19 protein-coding genes and 1 other annotated feature are annotated in these 18031 nt (G+C 46.4%); all 19 genes read left to right on the plus strand.

Annotated elements, in window-relative coordinates:
- The first annotated feature begins 104 nt into the window (after positions 1 to 104).
- The 19 genes from mreC to AC1DE7_RS17915 all read left to right on the plus strand — a co-directional run bounded on the left by mreC (position 105) and on the right by AC1DE7_RS17915 (position 17502).
- Positions 105 to 977 carry a rod shape-determining protein MreC gene (gene mreC, locus AC1DE7_RS17825; RefSeq protein WP_127548268.1) on the plus strand — a complete coding sequence of 291 codons (873 nt, stop codon included), beginning with the start codon at positions 105 to 107 and terminating at the stop codon, positions 975 to 977.
- On the plus strand, positions 977 to 1510 hold the full coding sequence (gene mreD, locus AC1DE7_RS17830) for a rod shape-determining protein MreD (RefSeq protein WP_036605906.1): 534 nt from the start codon (positions 977 to 979) through the stop codon (positions 1508 to 1510). Before mreC ends, mreD begins: the two co-directional genes overlap by 1 nt.
- 74 nt (positions 1511 to 1584) lie before the next feature.
- Positions 1585 to 2247, plus strand: coding sequence for a septum site-determining protein MinC (minC, locus tag AC1DE7_RS17835; RefSeq protein ID WP_017692615.1), 663 nt, complete (start codon positions 1585 to 1587; stop codon positions 2245 to 2247).
- Between the two features lie 3 nt (positions 2248 to 2250).
- Positions 2251 to 3045: a septum site-determining protein MinD gene (gene minD, locus AC1DE7_RS17840; protein ID WP_017692616.1), complete on the plus strand. Its 795-nt coding sequence runs from the start codon at positions 2251 to 2253 to the stop codon at positions 3043 to 3045.
- Between the two features lie 149 nt (positions 3046 to 3194).
- Entirely contained in the window at positions 3195 to 4046 is an 852-nt protein-coding gene (locus tag AC1DE7_RS17845; protein ID WP_076320302.1) for a M23 family metallopeptidase, read from the plus strand.
- Positions 4039 to 4899 carry a M50 family metallopeptidase gene (locus AC1DE7_RS17850; protein WP_477534903.1) on the plus strand — a complete coding sequence of 287 codons (861 nt, stop codon included), beginning with the start codon at positions 4039 to 4041 and terminating at the stop codon, positions 4897 to 4899. Before AC1DE7_RS17845 ends, AC1DE7_RS17850 begins: the two co-directional genes overlap by 8 nt.
- 106 nt (positions 4900 to 5005) lie before the next feature.
- Complete coding sequence (locus tag AC1DE7_RS17855) at positions 5006 to 6256, plus strand: Rne/Rng family ribonuclease (RefSeq protein WP_036605911.1); 1251 nt, start codon at positions 5006 to 5008, stop codon at positions 6254 to 6256.
- Between the two features lie 56 nt (positions 6257 to 6312).
- Positions 6313 to 6397: a sequence feature (ribosomal protein L21 leader region), on the plus strand.
- Positions 6398 to 6411: 14 nt separating this feature from the next.
- Positions 6412 to 6723 (plus strand): 50S ribosomal protein L21, encoded by a 312-nt coding sequence (gene rplU, locus AC1DE7_RS17860; RefSeq protein WP_017692620.1) that lies wholly within the window; start codon positions 6412 to 6414, stop codon positions 6721 to 6723.
- 14 nt (positions 6724 to 6737) lie between these two features.
- Entirely contained in the window at positions 6738 to 7067 is a 330-nt protein-coding gene (locus tag AC1DE7_RS17865; protein ID WP_036605912.1) for a ribosomal-processing cysteine protease Prp, read from the plus strand.
- A gap of 23 nt (positions 7068 to 7090) precedes the next feature.
- Positions 7091 to 7402: a 50S ribosomal protein L27 gene (gene rpmA / locus AC1DE7_RS17870; protein WP_017692622.1), complete on the plus strand. Its 312-nt coding sequence runs from the start codon at positions 7091 to 7093 to the stop codon at positions 7400 to 7402.
- 90 nt (positions 7403 to 7492) lie between these two features.
- Positions 7493 to 8290: a Spo0B domain-containing protein gene (locus AC1DE7_RS17875; protein ID WP_235193928.1), complete on the plus strand. Its 798-nt coding sequence runs from the start codon at positions 7493 to 7495 to the stop codon at positions 8288 to 8290.
- 17 nt (positions 8291 to 8307) lie between these two features.
- Positions 8308 to 9618, plus strand: coding sequence for a GTPase ObgE (obgE, locus tag AC1DE7_RS17880; protein ID WP_036673545.1), 1311 nt, complete (start codon positions 8308 to 8310; stop codon positions 9616 to 9618).
- Positions 9619 to 9847: 229 nt separating this feature from the next.
- Entirely contained in the window at positions 9848 to 10285 is a 438-nt protein-coding gene (locus AC1DE7_RS17885) for an ACT domain-containing protein (protein WP_017692625.1), read from the plus strand.
- Positions 10286 to 10344: 59 nt separating this feature from the next.
- Complete coding sequence (locus AC1DE7_RS17890; protein WP_017692626.1) at positions 10345 to 11631, plus strand: homoserine dehydrogenase; 1287 nt, start codon at positions 10345 to 10347, stop codon at positions 11629 to 11631.
- A gap of 115 nt (positions 11632 to 11746) precedes the next feature.
- Positions 11747 to 12817: a threonine synthase gene (gene thrC / locus AC1DE7_RS17895; protein ID WP_036673546.1), complete on the plus strand. Its 1071-nt coding sequence runs from the start codon at positions 11747 to 11749 to the stop codon at positions 12815 to 12817.
- Positions 12814 to 13782: a homoserine kinase gene (gene thrB, locus AC1DE7_RS17900; RefSeq protein ID WP_340028530.1), complete on the plus strand. Its 969-nt coding sequence runs from the start codon at positions 12814 to 12816 to the stop codon at positions 13780 to 13782. The genes thrC and thrB overlap by 4 nt, the downstream gene beginning before the upstream one ends.
- Positions 13779 to 14651, plus strand: a complete 873-nt coding sequence (pheA, locus tag AC1DE7_RS17905; protein WP_101314286.1) for a prephenate dehydratase — start codon at positions 13779 to 13781, stop codon at positions 14649 to 14651. Before thrB ends, pheA begins: the two co-directional genes overlap by 4 nt.
- Before the next feature lie 148 nt (positions 14652 to 14799).
- Entirely contained in the window at positions 14800 to 15684 is an 885-nt protein-coding gene (gene ilvE, locus AC1DE7_RS17910) for a branched-chain-amino-acid transaminase (RefSeq protein WP_017692630.1), read from the plus strand.
- A 195-nt stretch (positions 15685 to 15879) separates the two neighbouring features.
- Positions 15880 to 17502: a LysM peptidoglycan-binding domain-containing protein gene (locus AC1DE7_RS17915; RefSeq protein WP_477534904.1), complete on the plus strand. Its 1623-nt coding sequence runs from the start codon at positions 15880 to 15882 to the stop codon at positions 17500 to 17502.
- The last annotated feature ends 529 nt before the right edge of the window (positions 17503 to 18031 follow it).

Genomic DNA, 18031 nt, shown 5'->3' on the forward strand with positions numbered 1-18031 from the left:
TTACCCGCTTAACAGGGGAGGATCGGCTGATATTCTCGCAGGGACTACAGGTCTGACAGTCTCCCCGCCGGGCATGGCTCGGAAGAGAATATGGATGTTAGAGGGTGTTCGAACTGTTTAAACTGCTAGGCAACAAAAGACTTTTTGTTTTGCTGGTGGGCCTTGTTACATTTATCGCGTTAATGGGCTTTACGCTCAGTCCGCGAACCACTCTATCCTGGCCGGAGAAATTCCTGAAGGATTCAGTTGGATTTGTACAATACGTATTTTACAAGCCCGCTTCCTATGTAGCGGGCTTTTTCAAAGATGTAGCGAACATGCGTACGGTATATGATGAGAATGAAGAGCTTCGCATCGCGATGGGTCACTATACCCGGGATCGGCTGAAGTACAATGATATGGAGCAAGTGAATGAGCAACTTCAGAAAGCGCTCAATTTCACAGAAGAACAGAAGAATCGCTATAATTACGGTTCACGAATTGCTCAGGTTATCAGTGCTAATTCGGATCCAAACAGCAGAACCATTAACATTGATATCGGTGAAAATGCGGGAATCAAGCCGGGGATGGCCGTTACCTCCCAGGAAGGGCTGGTCGGCGTGATCAGTCATGTCAGCTCATATACATCAACGGTTAATCTGTTAACGTCCATGGACGCCAATGATCCGACATCCAATGCCATTGCAGCAACGGCAGTAGGTAAGGAGAAAGTATTTGGTATGATTGAGAGTTATGATCCGAAGACGGGCATGCTCAAAATGACCAAGATCTCGGAGGATTCTAATATCAAAGAGGATGATGAGATTATCTCCTCCGGAATTATTAACAATTTTCCGAAGTACATGCGGATTGGTAAAGTGAAGAGTGTCGAGAAAAGTGAGTATGGTTTAACAAAAACAGCTACAATTGAGCCATATGCAAGTTTCCTTGACTGGAAAGAGCTGATTGTCATTATCCCGCCTGAGGTAAAAGAATAATGGTAACGCGCAAGCAAGTTCTGTTCCTGTTACTATTCGTTTTGTTCATTGCGGAAGGCACAATTTTACCGCTGCTCATCCCTTCTGGCTGGCAGATGCGTATTTCTGCCAATCTGGTCTATATCGTAATTTTGTTTATCGCTGTATATCATCATCGTCACACGGCACTAGTACTCGGTATATTTTTTGGACTATTGCATGACGTTGTATTCTACGGCGAGATGATTGGACCTTATGGATTCTCGATGGGATTATCGGCATATATGATGGGACTCATTTTTCAAGCACCACGTGCACCACTGCCGGTTATGGTATCGGTTGTCATTTTGGGAAGCCTGCTTAATGACACCATGCTATTTTTCCTGTACAAGCTCTTCCAACTTAACCACGTGACCTTTGACTGGGCGTTGATTGAATACATGATTCCTAATTTGTTCATTCATTTTGTGTTTGCCTTGATCATTTATGTCCCGCTTCGGAAACAACTGGAGCGGATCGGCAAGAGACGGAGCAAGACAGAAGAAGCTTCCTAAATACATTTATGGAGCGCAAAGCAGGAACTTGGGGCCCCGGGCACGAAATGTAATGAGATGGGAGGGACAGGCTTATGACGGTAAAATCGAATCACGTAACGATTAAAGGCATCCGAGACGGCCTGGTTTTCCTGTTGGACGATCAATGTGAATTCGAGGAATTGCTCTATGAGCTCCGCTATAAGCTGGAACACAGCCATCAAAATATTTTGACCGGACCGATTGTTCATGTGGATATCAAGTTGGGTGCCCGCGAAGTGACAGAGGACCAGAAAGAAGCAATCCTCGATATATTGAAGCAAAAAGGGAATCTGCTTATTCGATCCATCGACTCACCTGCACTCCAACCGGAGGTTAAAGGACCACCGCCGATTGTAACCATGTGTGGTATGGTGCGTTCAGGTCAGGTGCTTCATCATGAAGGAAATCTCCTGTTTCTTGGGGATATCAATCCGGGGGGCACAGTGACGTGTACCGGAGATATATATGTGTTGGGTTCACTCAGAGGTATGGCTCATGCCGGAATTGGCGGGGACGAGGAAGCGATCATTGCCGCTTCGGTATTTGCACCGACGCAGCTGCGGATTGCGGATATCATCAGTCGTCCTCCCGATGAATGGGAGAGCCGAGAGACCGGAATGGAATTTGCTTACTTACAGGACAATCAGATGCAGATAGACAAAATGAGCAATATCGTTCGGTTACGCCGAGATTTTAATGTGTTTAAAGGAGTGTAGCTCATGGGAGAGGCGATCGTGATCACTTCGGGTAAAGGCGGCGTGGGTAAAACAACCACCTCGGCAAACATCGGGACAGCGCTGGCGTTGCTCGGCAAAAAGGTTTGTCTGGTAGATACCGATATCGGCCTTCGTAATTTGGATGTCGTGATGGGACTCGAAAACCGTATTATTTACGATCTGTGCGACGTTGCGGACGGCCGCTGCCGTCTGAATCAGGCTTTGGTCAAAGACAAGCGTTTCGAAGAATTATATATGTTGCCTGCGGCGCAGACGAGAGACAAAAACTCAGTGTCGCCAGAACAGGTCAAGGATATTATCCTTGAATTGAAAAAAGATTTTGAATACGTCATTATTGATTGCCCAGCCGGCATAGAGCAGGGTTTCAAAAATGCGGTAGCAGGAGCAGATCAGGCCATCGTGGTCACTACACCGGAAAATGCTGCAGTACGTGATGCGGATCGTGTCATCGGCCTGCTGGAGAGTTCGCACATTCAATCACCAAAGCTGGTGGTGAATCGAATTCGTAATAATATGGTTAAATCGGGTGACATGTTAGATATCGATGGTATTTTACAAGTACTTAATATTGACCTGATTGGCATCGTGCCTGATGATGAACTGGTCATCAAAGCGGCCAATTCAGGAGAACCTACGGTCATGAATCCGGATTCACTTGCGGCAATTGCGTATCGCAACATTGCACGACGCATTCTGGGAGATACGGTCCCATTGATGCAGCTGGAGCAGAAAAAGGGTGCTTTTACTCGTTTCAAAAAGTTCTTGGGAATGGGTTAACTCATTTAAATGGACTTATTCATTATCTGATTACATGACAGCCGTGGCTTATAGCCCGGCTTTTTTTGTTACCTGCGGGCAGGCTTGTTCATATTATCAACCACCTCTTCATAGGATGTAGTAAACAAGCCTCGGCGGGAGGACATTCCATGAACACGAAACTCAGAATCAAGCAGAGACGAGAAGAACGTATCCGGCGACTGATGGATGGTGCCACTGTGGAGGTCTTACAGGAGCAGAAATTAGGTTCACTGTTGGACAAGAATGAGATCATACACCCGAAACCATTTACGCCGCCTAGTGAGGGGACACAGGAAAGAGATCCGGAATGGTTGTGGAAAAAAGAGAATGGTCATTTCGTTCCAGGGGGGCATTCGAGATTCAACCTGTTCAAGTCACTTCTCAAACGGACGGTTATTAGCGCTTTGATATTTGGCGGAGTATGGGGTCTATTTCAGTTGGATACATCGTGGACGACATCACCCAAAACAGTAATTGCGGATGCACTCCATCGGGATATGGATTTTGCCTCAGCAGCGGCTTGGTATGAACGGCATTTTGGAGGAACGCCTTCGTTTCTTCCGGTCCTCGGACATACGACGGATGCCGTGAACGGATTGAAAGTAAGGCAGTTACTGGGCAAACCGATCTCAGGCACAGTGGTTCAGCCATTCGCGCTGAGCATGAAGGGAATTGAGATCGTTCCGGATGCCGCAGGTGCAGAACTTATACAGGTCGCAAGTTCTGATGCTGGGCGTGTCATGGAGGTTATCGGAGATGCAGCAAGTGGATTCACAGTTGTCATCCAACATACAGGCAATGTCACGGCAATATACGGTCGGCTGAACGAAAGTGAAGTGAGCGTGAATGATTGGGTGGAAGCGGGGAATCCAGTGGGGAGTCTCAAGGCTACGGGTGGTGAACAACCGGCCACGCTCTATTTTGCAGTCAAAGAGGGGGAGGAGTACGTAGACCCGGCGGAAGTTGTTGCCCTTGATTAGGGTGTGGGGAGTCCATATTACGTTTCATCCGTTTTTTGTAATTATCATGATGGCCTCCCTTCTGACTGGACATTTTATTGAGCTTATTACGTTGTTTGCCATCGTATTCATTCATGAATGTGGACATGCTGCGGCGGCAGCACTTGTGGGCTATCGTGTCTTGTCGATCCAGATGCTTCCTTTTGGAGGAGTTGCGGTTATCGAAGATGGAGGTACGATCACGGCCTACCGGGAAATCATGATTGCTCTGGCTGGTCCATTACAAAACATCCTGATGGTTGGCGTGGTTATGCTGTTGCAGTATGGCAATCTGGGCGATCCGGTATTTCTCAACTATATCATTCAGGGGAACCTGCTCATTGCCCTATTTAATCTGTTGCCTGTACTTCCTCTGGACGGAGGTAAAGTTGTTCAGGCACTTGTCAGTCTGTGGGCACCTTACTATACAACATTAATGTGGACTTACAGAATTAGCATTCTGTGTAGCGTAGGGGTTATTTTATATGCTATCAGCCGATGGTTTACTGGAGACTACGGCCTACCGCTCAACATTCTGTTAATCGGCCTTTTTTTGTTCTATTCCAACGTAACGGATTACCGAAATGTGCCCTATCGCTTTATTCGTTTTCTGATGAATCGAGAGGGTGCGTTTGCTCGTCACGCGGCTACTGGCAGTTTGGCGCAGCCAATAATCTCATTCCCGGCGAAACCTTTGGACACTATTTTGCGTCTATTAAAGAGAGAAAGATACCATATGGTATACGTGATGAACAGACAGGGTCGAATTATGGCCGTCTTGCCTGAGCAACGGATTATCGGTTCCTATTTTCAACAAAATGGTAATAAATTGTAGTGTTCTGGTGGACCTGTTCTGAAATGGGTTAATATATGTACAATGAGAACTGAAAAGATACTGAAATGGATGTGGATGATTTGAATTGTCTTCTAGAGGTGAAGCCATGAAACAAATGATAGTACATAATGAACATAACCTCATGCAAATGGCGCTTCTGGAAGAAGGCAAAGCTGTGGAATTTACGGCAGAGCGTACACGTGATCGTGGACTGTTGGGTTCCTTTTTCAAGGGACGGGTCGTGAATGTGTTACCAGGTATGCAAGCTGCTTTTGTGGATATTGGTCAGAAAAAGAATGCGTTTCTCTATGTGGACGATGTGTTGCATCCCCATCTGGAGAAACAGCCCAAGGTGAAGCCTTCCATCTCGGAGTTGCTTCGTCCGGGTCAGGAAGTCATTGTTCAGGTTCTGAAAGAACCGGTAGGAGGCAAGGGAGCCCGGGTGACGACTCATTATTCACTCCCGGGCCGTTGGCTTGTCTACATGCCTGTTGCTGACTATGTAGCGGTATCCAAGAAAATTGCCCGTGAAGGGGATCGTTCCCGTCTTAAGGCACTTGGGGAGCAACTGAGGCGGGATGAAGAAGGACTTATTATTCGGACCGTATCTGGAGAAGAGCAGCATGAAGCCATTAAGTCGGACTTGGAAACATTACGCGCGCAGTGGTATCTGATTCGTGAAAAAGCGGACAGTTTGCCTTCACCAAGCCTCTTGCATAGGGATCATAGCATGGTACAGCGAATCATCAGAGATGTGTATACGCCAGGGAGTGACGAAGTCATCACTGATAGTGAAGGACAAGCCCGTGAGGTAAAAGCATTGCTCGAAGAGATTAGTCCTGGTCATCAACCCAAAGTACAGGTGTATCGGGGAACAGAATCCATCTTTGCTGCCTATGGTGTGCAGGAACAGTTGAATAAGGATTTTGCTCGGAAAGTGTGGTTGCCCGGAGGCGGATACATTGTTATTGATCATACCGAAGCTCTGACTGTAGTGGATGTGAACACGGGTAAATATACGGGAGCAGGCGGTGACAGTCTGGAAGAGACCGTGACAGAGACCAACATACAGGCAGCAGTGGAGATTGCCCGTCTAATGCGCCTGCGGGATATCGGTGGCATGATTATTGTCGACTTCATTGATATGGAGGAAGCTTCGAATCGGCATGAAGTCGCAGCAACCTTGGAGGGTGAGCTCAAGAAGGATCGGACCAAAGCATTTGTAATGGGTTGGACCAAACTGGGTTTGCTCGAACTTACCCGTAAGAAAGTGCGGGAAGAAAGTACGTTGCCCTATGTGGAGCCGTGTTCTTCCTGCCATGGAACGGGAAAAAGATATATTTCACCTTTGCATTGATTTTTGATATATTGCGTGATATAATCTTCAAGTATGTGTTTAGCCTAATGGTCTTGCACATGCTGTAACCGCACTGGCCGGGTATAAGAACAGTTCCGCAAGGACACTGTCACCTGAGAACGGGCGAGTCTGAGACATGAGGAGGTGCAAGGCAAATGTACGCAATTATTGAAACAGGCGGCAAACAGTACAAAGTCCAAGAGGGCGATGTTCTGTTCATCGAGAAATTGACTGCGAACGATGGCGAAAGCGTAACGTTCGACCGTGTCCTGGCTGTATCTAACGATCAAGGTTTGACAGCAGGTACACCATTGATTTCCGGAGCTACTGTAACGGCTAAAGTGGAGAAACATGGCAAAGGACAAAAGGTTATCGTATACAAATACAAACCTAAAAAGAACTACCATGTGAAGCAAGGTCACCGTCAACCGTACACTAAAGTAACTATCGAAACAATCAAAGCGTAAAGAAGGTGCGATAAGTGATTATCGTTCAAATCTTTCGTGATGAGGACGGGAACATCGAACGTTTTTCCATTGAAGGGCATGCTAATTTTGCCAAGCGGGGAGAAGACATCGTATGTGCCGGGGTATCCGCTGTTACAGTGGGTACGGTGAACTCGATTGAAACATTGACCGGTGTCGAAATGGATGCCAAGATGAAGAATGGCTTTTTAAGCGGTTCTTTACCTTTGTTAGAGAGAGGGGAAACCTGGTCCCAGGTACAATTGTTACTCGAATCCATGGTGGTTATGCTCTCTAATATTGCAGAGTCATACGGGAAGTATATTAAAATACAGCAATTCAAATAAGCAAAGAAGGAGGACAACCAATCATGTTGAAATTAAATCTTCAGTTATTCGCATCGAAAAAAGGTGTAGGTTCCACGAAGAACGGACGTGACAGTAATGCTCAACGTCTGGGTGTTAAACGTGCTGATGGTCAAACTGTAACTGGTGGTAGCATTCTCGTTCGCCAACGCGGAACGAAAATTCACCCAGGAACTAACGTTGGCATCGGTAAAGATGACACTTTGTTCGCGAAAATCGACGGCGTTGTAAAATTCGAACGTTGGGGACGCGATCGCAAAAAAGTAAGCATCTATCCTGTTAATGTTGCTCCTGTAGCAGCAGCAGTAGAAGCGTAATATCGGCATTCCGCCTAAGGAGCCTTCGGCATTTTTGCCGAAGGTTTTTTGTATTCAACGGTTATTCGATAATGAACTGGCAGAAGAGACATGTTATACTTGGTTACGGTGGGTGTAGACCAACCGAGTTTTGTAGAACGGGGAGAAGCCATGAAATCTTGGAAAAGAGTGCCGTGGATTGCGGCATGTTCACTTCTGATTCCTTTGGTTTTCGTTATGTTGTATCCGGCGATGATCTCAAGCGTCGTGTGCGCATTGTGGTCCGTCGCAGTATTGCTCATTTCTGTGAATGCGATGAAGAAACAGGCGGAGGCGGAACGCAGAGCCATCATACAATCCATGGAAAAAACAGCAATTGCTTCATTAAATCATCATCGACACGACTGGATGAACGACCTTCAGGTGTTATATGGATATCTTCGACTGGGCAAACTTGATAAATCCTTGCAATGTGTGGAAAGAATAAAAGAGCGGGTTACAGAAGAAAGCCGAATCTCCAGATTAGGTATTCCTTCCCTCGTATTTTATCTTCAGTCTTTTCGTGCCAGTGGAATTGCGCTGGACTTGCATGTGGAAATAGAAGATGAGTTGCAGCTTAGTGCTCTGGTCTCTCCCGAGGATGGCGAGTCACTTACCGGGGCGATTGCTGATGCAATCAGGGCCTATCAATATGGCGGCGGCCGGTCTTCTTGGGGAGAGGTTCGCAAACTGACCTTAAACTTCGGACAGGACCATGGAGATGTGGTTGTCCGACTGGATGGGGATCAAACACCCGATCCGGAAACATTGCGGCAGCTTACTGCCGTACTCAAAGGAAAAAAAGTCAGAACGGAGCAGTTTCCGTCTGAGGATACGTTTATACAATTCAGAATGCCGTGTGGAATATAGGAAGAAGGGGTTAACCAATGTTTGTAGATAAAGCGAAGATTTATGTAAAAGCCGGAGATGGAGGGGACGGAATTATTTCGTTCCGTCGTGAGAAGTATGTACCAAACGGCGGACCTGCCGGGGGCGATGGAGGCAGAGGAGCTGACATCATTTTCCGCGTGGATGAAGGTTTGCGTACGTTGATGGATTTCCGTTACCAGCGTCACTTCAAAGCCCCACGTGGTGAGAAGGGACGTAATAAAAGTCAGCATGGTGCAAACGCGGAGAACATGATTGTGCGCATTCCACCAGGAACTATCATCTTGGATGAAGACAGTGGAGAAGTGCTGGCGGATATGACACGTCACGGTCAACAGGTTGTTATTGCTCGTGGTGGTCGGGGCGGACGAGGTAACATCCGATTTGCTACACCGAACAATCCTGCACCTGAACTTGCTGAGAACGGTGAAGAAGGACAAGAGCGTTACATCGTACTCGAACTGAAAGTTATGGCAGATGTTGGTCTGGTTGGTTTCCCGAGTGTCGGGAAATCCACATTGCTTTCTGTCGTTTCGTCAGCCAAGCCAAAGATCGGTGCATACCATTTCACAACCATTACACCGAATCTGGGTGTAGTCGGTGTAGGAGAAGGCCGAAGCTTTGTCATGGCCGATTTGCCTGGACTGATTGAAGGTGCGCATGAAGGAGTCGGACTGGGACATGAGTTCCTGCGTCATGTCGAGCGTACTCGTATTATTGTTCATGTCGTAGATATGTCGGGTTCGGAAGGACGCGATCCTTTTGAAGACTGGCAGAAAATCAATGACGAATTGAAGTTGTACAATCCGCTTCTCGCCGAGAGAACGCAAGTTGTAGCAGCTAACAAGATGGATATGCCAGACTCTGAAGCGAACCTGGAGCAATTTTTACAGCAAGTTCGTGAAGTGCAACCTGATATTGAAGTGATGCCAATTTCATCCTTGACTCGTAAAGGGATTCAAGAACTTCTGTATCGTGCAGCTGATCTGCTGGATCAGGCTCCAGACGAGCGAGTGGTTGAAGAGGTAGCAGATGTATCTGAACGTAAAGTATACAGTCTGGACAAAAAAGAAGACGATGGTTTCAAAATTGTGCGTGAGAATGAAATGTTCGTTGTCGAAAGTGCCAAGATTGACCGCATGATGAAACGGATGCAACTGAACTCGCACGAGGCTATACTGAAACTCGCACGTACACTGCGTTATATGGGTGTGGATGCTGAGTTGCGTAAGCGCGGAGCTGTAGAAGGCACCATCGTTCGTATTGGAGACTTTGAATTCGAATTCGTGGAAGGCAGCAGTTACTACTAAGTAGCCGTCTTCCGTGGAGAGACAGATTGATATAGGAACGCAGAGAAGTGGGAAGTTGACCCGCAACTCTGCGTTTTTTTTGTTTTTTCCTGACATGGGAGAGGGATAAACTTGTATACTGTGAGGAACGTATTTCAAAAAATAGGCGTGTCATGTATTGCCCTTTTGTCATAGATCCTATATAATGTCCACTATATGAATACATGAGTCTTTGAGGAGAGGACGTTCTGTGAACGAACGCTATTACTTAGTACGGGAAGATATTTTACCAGAGGCAGTGGTGAAGACCATGCAGGTAAAAGAACTACTGGCTTCTGGTGATGTTAAAACAGTGCATGAGGCGGTTGAACAGGTCGGATTAAGCCGGAGTGCCTTTTACAAGTACAAAGATGGAATTCATCTGATCAACCAGCTTGAGCGCGAGAGAATTGTAACGATCTCCATTGATCTGGAGCATCAATCGGGTATCTTGTCTCGTGTGCTTGGACATGTAGCTGGTTATGGAGCTAATGTACTCACGATTAATCAGAGTATCCCGCTTCAGGGAAGAGCCAATGTTGTCATTTCGGTGGAAACGACACATCTTCATGGCGAAATTGGTGAAATGCTGGATCGAATGCAAGATATGCCTGGCGTAAGACGTACACGTATTGTAGGCCAAGGGTAAGTAGGCTTTAACATACAGGACTGAACGGACAAGAATAGACATTAGGGGGTAGATCGTTAGTGAAACCGGTAAAAGTCGGATTGTTGGGTCTGGGAACTGTCGGAACGGGAGTCGTTCGCATTGTGGAAGGGAATCAGGAGGATCTGAGCAGTCAGGTTGGATCGCCGATTGTCATCGAGAAGATCGCAGTGAAAAACACAGAGAAAGAACGTGTTATTGCTGTAGACCGTGCCAAGCTTACGGAAGATCCTTGGGAAGTCATTCGTCATCCGGATATTGATGTCATCGTTGAAGTCATGGGCGGCATTGATCAGACGAAGGAGTATATTCTTGAAGCGTTGGAACGTGGGAAACATATCGTAACAGCAAACAAAGATCTCATGGCACTGCATGGTACAGAGATTTTGGCGAAGGCACAGGAAAAACAATGTGACGTGTTCTATGAGGCGAGTGTTGCTGGAGGGATTCCGATCATTCGTACGCTGATTGAAGGTTTCTCTTCTGATCGGATTACCCGCATTATGGGGATTGTGAACGGAACAACGAACTTTATTCTGACCAAAATGAGTCAGGAAGGTGCATCCTATGAAGAAGTACTGGCTGAAGCACAGGCTCTGGGATATGCCGAATCGGATCCAACATCCGATGTGGAGGGACTTGACGCAGCTCGCAAAATGGCGATCTTGAGTACACTCGGTTTCCGTACCAATGTGGAGTTGAAGGATGTAACCGTTAAAGGAATATCCTCCGTAACTCGTGAAGACATTATGTATGCCAAAAGACTGGGTTATGAGATGAAGTTACTTGGTATTGCGGACCGTATTGGCGATGAGATCACGATCAGCGTTCAGCCGACAATGGTTAGACAGAATCACCCGATTGCTTCAGTCAACGGTGTGTTCAACGCAGTATATGTACACGGTGAAGCTGTAGGTGAGACGATGTTCTACGGTGCGGGTGCGGGAGAACTCCCAACGGCAACTTCGGTTGTAGCTGACATTGTGGCGGTTACCAAAAACCTTAAACTTGGCGTGAACGGTCTCAAAGCAATTGTGCCTTATAAGATTAAGCGACTACAAAGCGACGAGCAAATCGTGTCGAAAAACTTTATTTTACTACACGTAGACGACAAAGCCGGTGTATTGGCACAAATCACACAAATTTTCGCAGAATATGATGTCAGTCTGGCGTCGGTTGTTCAACAGCCGAATGAGCACAACCCGGATGCCGAGATCATTATCGTTACACATAATGCAAGTAAGGCAAGCATGGATAAAGTGTTAAAACATTTTGAATCACTCAGCGTCATTCGCCGCATTAAGAGTGTCTACCGGGTCGAAGGATAATTGTCCTTATCCCATACGGCATCTCAATTATTTCAGTTATAACGTACAAGTTAATCATATCCGGTTCAACAGGTCATCATTTCAGATTATTAAAACATAAAGGAGTTTACCCACAATGAGATATCAAGGACTTTTGCAAACGTACAGAGAGCACCTTCCAGTTAATGAAAATACACCCCTGCTTACACTTCAGGAAGGAAATACACCGTTGATTCATGCAGAGAATCTGTCTGAGGAGCTAGGTTTGAATGTTTACTTCAAATACGAAGGTTTGAACCCTACGGGATCTTTCAAAGACCGTGGTATGGTTATGGCAGTTGCCAAAGCTATGGAAGAGGGCAGCCGTACGATTATGTGTGCATCCACAGGTAATACGTCAGCAGCTGCAGCGGCCTATGCCGCACGTGGTGGCCTCAATTGTATCGTACTGATCCCGAATAACAACATTGCACTGGGTAAACTGGCCCAAGCCATGATCTATGGAGCTAAGGTGATTGCGATCAATGGTAACTTTGACCGTGCACTGGAGATTGTGCGTGAGATCACAGCCAAACATCCGATCACGCTTGTAAACTCTGTGAATCCGTTCCGGATTGAAGGACAGAAGACAGCAGCGTTTGAAGTAATTGAACAACTTGGCGAAGCGCCTGACGTTCTGGCTATTCCAGTCGGTAATGCGGGAAATATCTCGGCTTATTGGAAAGGTTTCAAAGAATATAAAGAGGCAGGCAAGTCCAGCACGCTTCCACGTATGGTTGGTTTCGAAGCTGAAGGTGCGATGGCCATTGTCAAAGGTGAGCCGATCCTTGAACCTGAAACGGTAGCAACAGCAATTCGAATCGGTAATCCTGCGAGCTGGAAAACGGCGGTAGCTGCAGCTGAGGAATCTGGTGGACAGATCAATTATGTAACGGATGAACAAATCCTGACAGCGTATCGTACACTTGCTTCTCGGGAAGGGATTTTTGCTGAACCTGCTTCTGCGGCTTCCCTTGCCGGTGTATACAAACTGAAGAGTGAAGGGTACTTTAAAGGCGGAGAGACTGTAGTTTGTGTACTGACAGGTAATGGCCTGAAAGATCCTAATATTGCGATCAAAACAGTAGCGACTGAGCCACTTGTTGTTGAAGATACGGAAGAAGCAGTAATGGCGGCTATTGCACAACTGGAGCAGCAATCTGTATGAGTTTGCGTGAAAAGGTAACCGTAAAAATACCTGCAAGCACAGCCAATCTCGGTCCGGGGTTTGATACTCTGGGCATGGCATTGTCTTTGTATGCCTGGTTGGAAATGAAACCTGCCGAGCAGACGTCATTTCATCTTCACGGCAATCATTTGACAGGCCTGCCAACAGATAAATCGAATTTGATTTACGAAGTGGCACAGATGGTATTCAATGAAGCTGGGGTATCCATCCCTGAATTGGAGATTTCCATGTATTCCGATATTCCGCTTACGCGGGGACTCGGGAGCAGTGCATCAGCCATCGTTGGTGCATTGGCAGCAGCGAATGCATTAATTGGTTCTCCTTTATCCGATGCGAAGCTTCTGGATATGGCCACATCCCTCGAGAAGCATCCTGATAATGTGGGAGCATCTCTGTATGGCGGTATTATTACGGCTGTATGGAATGGTCAACAGGTAGATCATATACGTATTGAACCACACCAGGATCTGCAGGCTTTGGTTATTGTACCTGAATTCCAGCTGTCTACTTCAAAAGCAAGGAATGTAATTCCAGAGCAATTTGGCATGTCTGATGTGGTGTATAACATTAGCAGATCTTCACTGCTCGTTGCCGCTTTGGCGAGTGGACGACTGGATATGATTCAGAAGGCGATGTCAGATCGAATTCACCAACCATATCGGGCATCATTGGTGCCAGGCATGGCTGAGATATTGGAACATGCTGTTGATCATGGAGCATTGGGAGCTGCCTTGAGCGGAGCTGGCCCGACCGTATTGACTTTGGTAGATCGTCATGACACCCGGAAAGCGGGATTGGAACAATATTTGCTGGACACTATGGAGCGGGAGGGCATATCTGCTTCTGCACTGTGGCTCGATCCGGATTTGGACGGTGTAACCGTGCTGCCTGATCAAGACGAACGTCCTTTTCTGGACAGAATCAAAGGGGAAGTTAATGCATGAAACGAATTGCAGTATTACCTGAAGGCTCAGTCTCTCATGAGGCAATTGATTTCCTTTTCAACGGGGAACCATTAGATTTGCTTCATTCCAAGCTGATTTCGGATGTGTTTAGAGCAACGGATAGCGGGAATGCACAATACAGCGTCATTCCGATTGAAAATACCATTGAGGGTTCCGTTAGTCTTCATATGGACTGGCTTGTAAATGAAGTGGATATTCCAATGCAGGCGGAGTGGGTATACCCATCCATCCAGAATGTGATTGGACATGGTTCGGAATTTAAGACAGAGAGTGGCGATTATGACTTTGGTAGAATCACCAAGATTATGTCTCACCCTGTGGCTATTCCGCAGTGTCAGAATTTTATTCGGCTGCATTCGCCTGGGGCGGATCTTGAAGGTGTGAACAGTACAGCCGAAGCTGTAGAAATTGTGAAAAAAAATCCAGGTAAGGGCTGGGTAGCGATTGGTACCAAACTTGCTGCTCAGAAGCATGGTCTGGACATTATGGCTGAACGGGTTACAGATCATGACAACAACTACACTCGTTTTGTGCTCATTGGCCATGAACCTGTGAACATTCCACGTGAACCGGATCATGTAAAAACCAGCTTGCTGGTGACGTTGCCAGAAGATGCACCGGGTGCGTTACATCAGGTATTGTCGGCTTTTGCCTGGCGGAAGCTGAACTTGACCCGTCTCGAATCTCGTCCAACGAAGAAACGATTGGGCAGTTACTATTTTTACATTGATGTTGTGGAAACGGTCGATTCGGTATTGCTTACCGCAGCCATGGCAGAGATTGAAGCATTGAATTGTCAGGTGCGCGTTCTGGGTAGCTATCCTTGTTATACATATCCTTCGAGATAATTGACCTGATGGTGTTTGGGAATGTTAGAAGGTTGTCATAAGTCGGGGTAGAATGAGCGAGTAATGGCTTGTCATTTGGTGTACAATGGACGGGTTAATAACGTTTCGGAGTACAGGGAATGGATATTTTATGGAGGTGCAGTCATCAGTGGCAGAACAATGGATCTATTTGGATGGTCAGTATGTGACCAAGGAGAACGCAACCGTTTCAGTGTATGATCATGGATTTTTGTATGGAGACGGGATTTTCGAAGGTATTCGGATCTATAATGGAAATATTTTCAGATGTAAGGCCCACTTGGATCGTTTGTATGATTCGGCAAAATCCATTAGTTTGAACATTCCGCTGTCCATTGATGAGATGCTGGAAGTCATGGCTGAAACGGTGCGCCGCAATGATATGCGTAATGGTTATATTCGTCTTATTGTATCGCGTGGCCCTGGTAATCTGGGGTTGGACCCGTTACGTTGCCCTAAGGCATCCGTAATCATCATCGTGGAGCAATTGGCGATCTATCCGGAGGAAGCGTATCTTACTGGATTGAAAGCCGTGTCGGTATCCCAACGCCGGAACATCCCAGACGCATTGAATCCAAAAATTAAATCGTTAAACTATCTGAATAACATCCTGGTTAAAATCCAGTCTAACTATTCAGGTGCTGGTGAAGCAATTATGCTGAATTCCCAAGGTTACGTAACTGAGGGTTCAAGTGATAACATCTTCATCATCAAAAATGGTGTAGTGTACACGCCGCCTTGTTATCTCGGAGCACTTGAAGGGATTACACGTCAAGCGATTATCGATCTATGTGGCGAACTGGAGCTTGAATTAAAAGAAGTGCCATTCACCCTGCATGATGTGTATATCGCAGACGAAGTCTTTTTCACCGGGACAGCTGCAGAAGTTATCGCTGCATATGAAGTCGATGGAAGAACAATTGGCACGGGAGTAGCAGGTCCGGTAACGCTGAGACTGCTGGAAGCATTCCGTCAGATTGTTGACAAAGATGGATATAAAGTGTGGGAATCTTAAGTTAGAATTGCATAACATAGGGAACAGGAATCCTCCTTGTCCGATAAAATTCTGCATACCTGGTGTATGGGGATTTTAGAGACAGGAGGATTTTTTTTGTTTAGTTGATGTCATTAGCCCGGTTTCTGCATAGGATGTAGTAACGGTATGGGCGAATGTACTGCCCAAGTATGACGTCTAGGAGGTTAGTTCCCTGTGAAAATACACATGGTGAAAAAAGGCGACACATTATATCTGCTGTCCCAAAAATACAATGTAGCGCTGGACAAATTGATCGCGGCTAATCCGCAAATCACAAATCCCGACAAGCTGGATATTGGCATGAAGGTCAAAATCCCTGCAGAGCCAGTAACACCGAAGCCGGAGGGTGTGCTCCACAGTCACAAGGTGCAGCAAGGAGATTCGTTATGGAAGTTGGCACAAGCCTGGGGAGTTCCTTTAAAAGATATGGTCAATGCCAATCCACAGTTGAAAAATCCGAACGCTCTGCTGGTGGGGGAGACAGTTTATATTCCATCTATGCACGCACAAGGAAATAGCACATCTAGTTCGGGTGCCGGCAACATTGCTGCTCATGAAAAGTTGTCACCTGAGGGTAAGGAGTACACGGGAGTCAAAGAACCGGAACCACCGGCTCCAGTTACGCCAACTCCCCCTGCTCCGGTAGCAGAGGTTCCTGTTCCGGTGCCTGCTCCACCACCAGCCAATACGGAGAAGCCGAATGTGAAGCCTGAACTGGAGGTACTGCCGCAGTTACCGGAGCTTCCTGAAGTGAAACCCGAAAAGGAAACGTACAAAAAAGAAGAGGTTAAACCCGAAGTTTATGTAAAACCGGTAGCAGAATCCAAGAAATACACAATGCCTAATCTTTCGCCTGAAATTATGCCTTTGCCTGTAATGCCTAATACAAAGTCTCCAACTGAGGTTGCACCAGCAACGAAAAAGCCTTGTGGTTGTGGTAATAAGTTGCATCATGCGCCAGCCGAGCACCCTTATGTTCAAATCCCGGTTCCTGTACAAGAGGTGTATGGTGCTCAGCAAGACATGTACACGGCTGGAGTGAGTAACAATGCATCGTTTCCAGGAATTCCGGAAGTTAGTCCTTATAGTGGCAGTGATCTGCCTAACAGTCCGTGGACTGGCGCGGAGCAGGGTTATAACCACAATAACGTTATGCCGAATCTGTCCGCAGAAATGCAAAACAACTCATTTCCGATTGCGCCAGCTGGCGAAGTGAATAGTCCATTCCCAACGTATGTAGCACCTAGTCATATGAATCATCAGCCGCCTTTCATATCTCCATACTCAATGCTTCCGTACCCTCCATGCGGATGTGGCTCACATACACATATGCCTCAGTATACTTATCCTTCTCATGGTTATCAGGATCCGGCATGGAATATGTACGGTCCTTCGTACGGTATGCCGCCTGAAATGTCCACATCAACGATGCCAAACCAGCCTATTGAGTATGCTTATCAGAATCCGTACCCTACTCAGAACATGGTACCCCCGTCCCCGCTTGGAGCATTTGGTGAAATGTATCCTCCTCAGGGGCAAGGGAAGGGTGGCAAAAAAGGGGGGCGTGAAGACGCTAACTTAAGTCAGGTAGCAATTGAAGAGGTTGGATCAGATTCGGAAGGGAAGTCTAAGCAAGCAGGGAATAAGCAGGCCGCTGCAAAACGCAGAACAAGCAAGGCTCCTCTGAAGAATAAATCCAAGGTATCCGTGTCCGGGAAAACATCCAGAGAGGGTGCAGCTACTTCCAACCCACGGAAATCCGATAAAAAGCGTCGTAATCCATGGATACAGAACTAACCTGGAGATTGCGATTGATGAATAAGTGAGGTGCCTGTTATATAAGCGGGAAGCCAGCTCTGTAATAGAGAGCTGGCTTCCCGCTTACTTGAGTGAACATTGAGTTGCATATAACGGAGATAGTTGCTCAGGAAATAATAGAAAGCATTTTATTAAGAAGCTATTGTAAACCCTCTCATGAATGTGTTAAAATATTTGTACCCTATGAGCATGACCTAATATGATAGGACAAGATAGGGTACGGATATGATAGCTCTAGCTAATGTAAAACTACTAAAGAAAAGAAATGAAAAAAACTGTTGCATTACATTCAGCCGTATGATATATTATTTAAGTCGCCGCTGAAACACAGTGCTGACACGGGAAACACAAAAGATAATGAAATAAGTTTGATCTTTGAAAACTGAACAACGAGTGAGTAAACATTCTGCTTGCAGAATGAACGCGAAAGTTTGAGACAAGCCTTGGCTTGAATCGGCTGGAGCACAAATGAGATTTTTAATCTCGTCAGATTCAAAATGAGCTTATC

Source organism: Paenibacillus sp. 10L310, from assembly GCF_056395745.1.

Coding starts and splice junctions, on each gene's coding strand:
- AC1DE7_RS17845 (WP_076320302.1), top strand. CDS start 3,195: ATGAACACGAAACTCAGAATCAAGCAGAGACGAGAAGAACGTATCCGG.
- minC (WP_017692615.1), top strand. CDS start 1,585: ATGACGGTAAAATCGAATCACGTAACGATTAAAGGCATCCGAGACGGC.
- minD (WP_017692616.1), top strand. CDS start 2,251: ATGGGAGAGGCGATCGTGATCACTTCGGGTAAAGGCGGCGTGGGTAAA.
- pheA (WP_101314286.1), top strand. CDS start 13,779: ATGAAACGAATTGCAGTATTACCTGAAGGCTCAGTCTCTCATGAGGCA.
- rplU (WP_017692620.1), top strand. CDS start 6,412: ATGTACGCAATTATTGAAACAGGCGGCAAACAGTACAAAGTCCAAGAG.
- thrC (WP_036673546.1), top strand. CDS start 11,747: ATGAGATATCAAGGACTTTTGCAAACGTACAGAGAGCACCTTCCAGTT.
- mreD (WP_036605906.1), top strand. CDS start 977: ATGGTAACGCGCAAGCAAGTTCTGTTCCTGTTACTATTCGTTTTGTTC.
- obgE (WP_036673545.1), top strand. CDS start 8,308: ATGTTTGTAGATAAAGCGAAGATTTATGTAAAAGCCGGAGATGGAGGG.
- thrB (WP_340028530.1), top strand. CDS start 12,814: ATGAGTTTGCGTGAAAAGGTAACCGTAAAAATACCTGCAAGCACAGCC.
- AC1DE7_RS17855 (WP_036605911.1), top strand. CDS start 5,006: ATGAAACAAATGATAGTACATAATGAACATAACCTCATGCAAATGGCG.
- rpmA (WP_017692622.1), top strand. CDS start 7,091: ATGTTGAAATTAAATCTTCAGTTATTCGCATCGAAAAAAGGTGTAGGT.
- AC1DE7_RS17875 (WP_235193928.1), top strand. CDS start 7,493: ATGTTATACTTGGTTACGGTGGGTGTAGACCAACCGAGTTTTGTAGAA.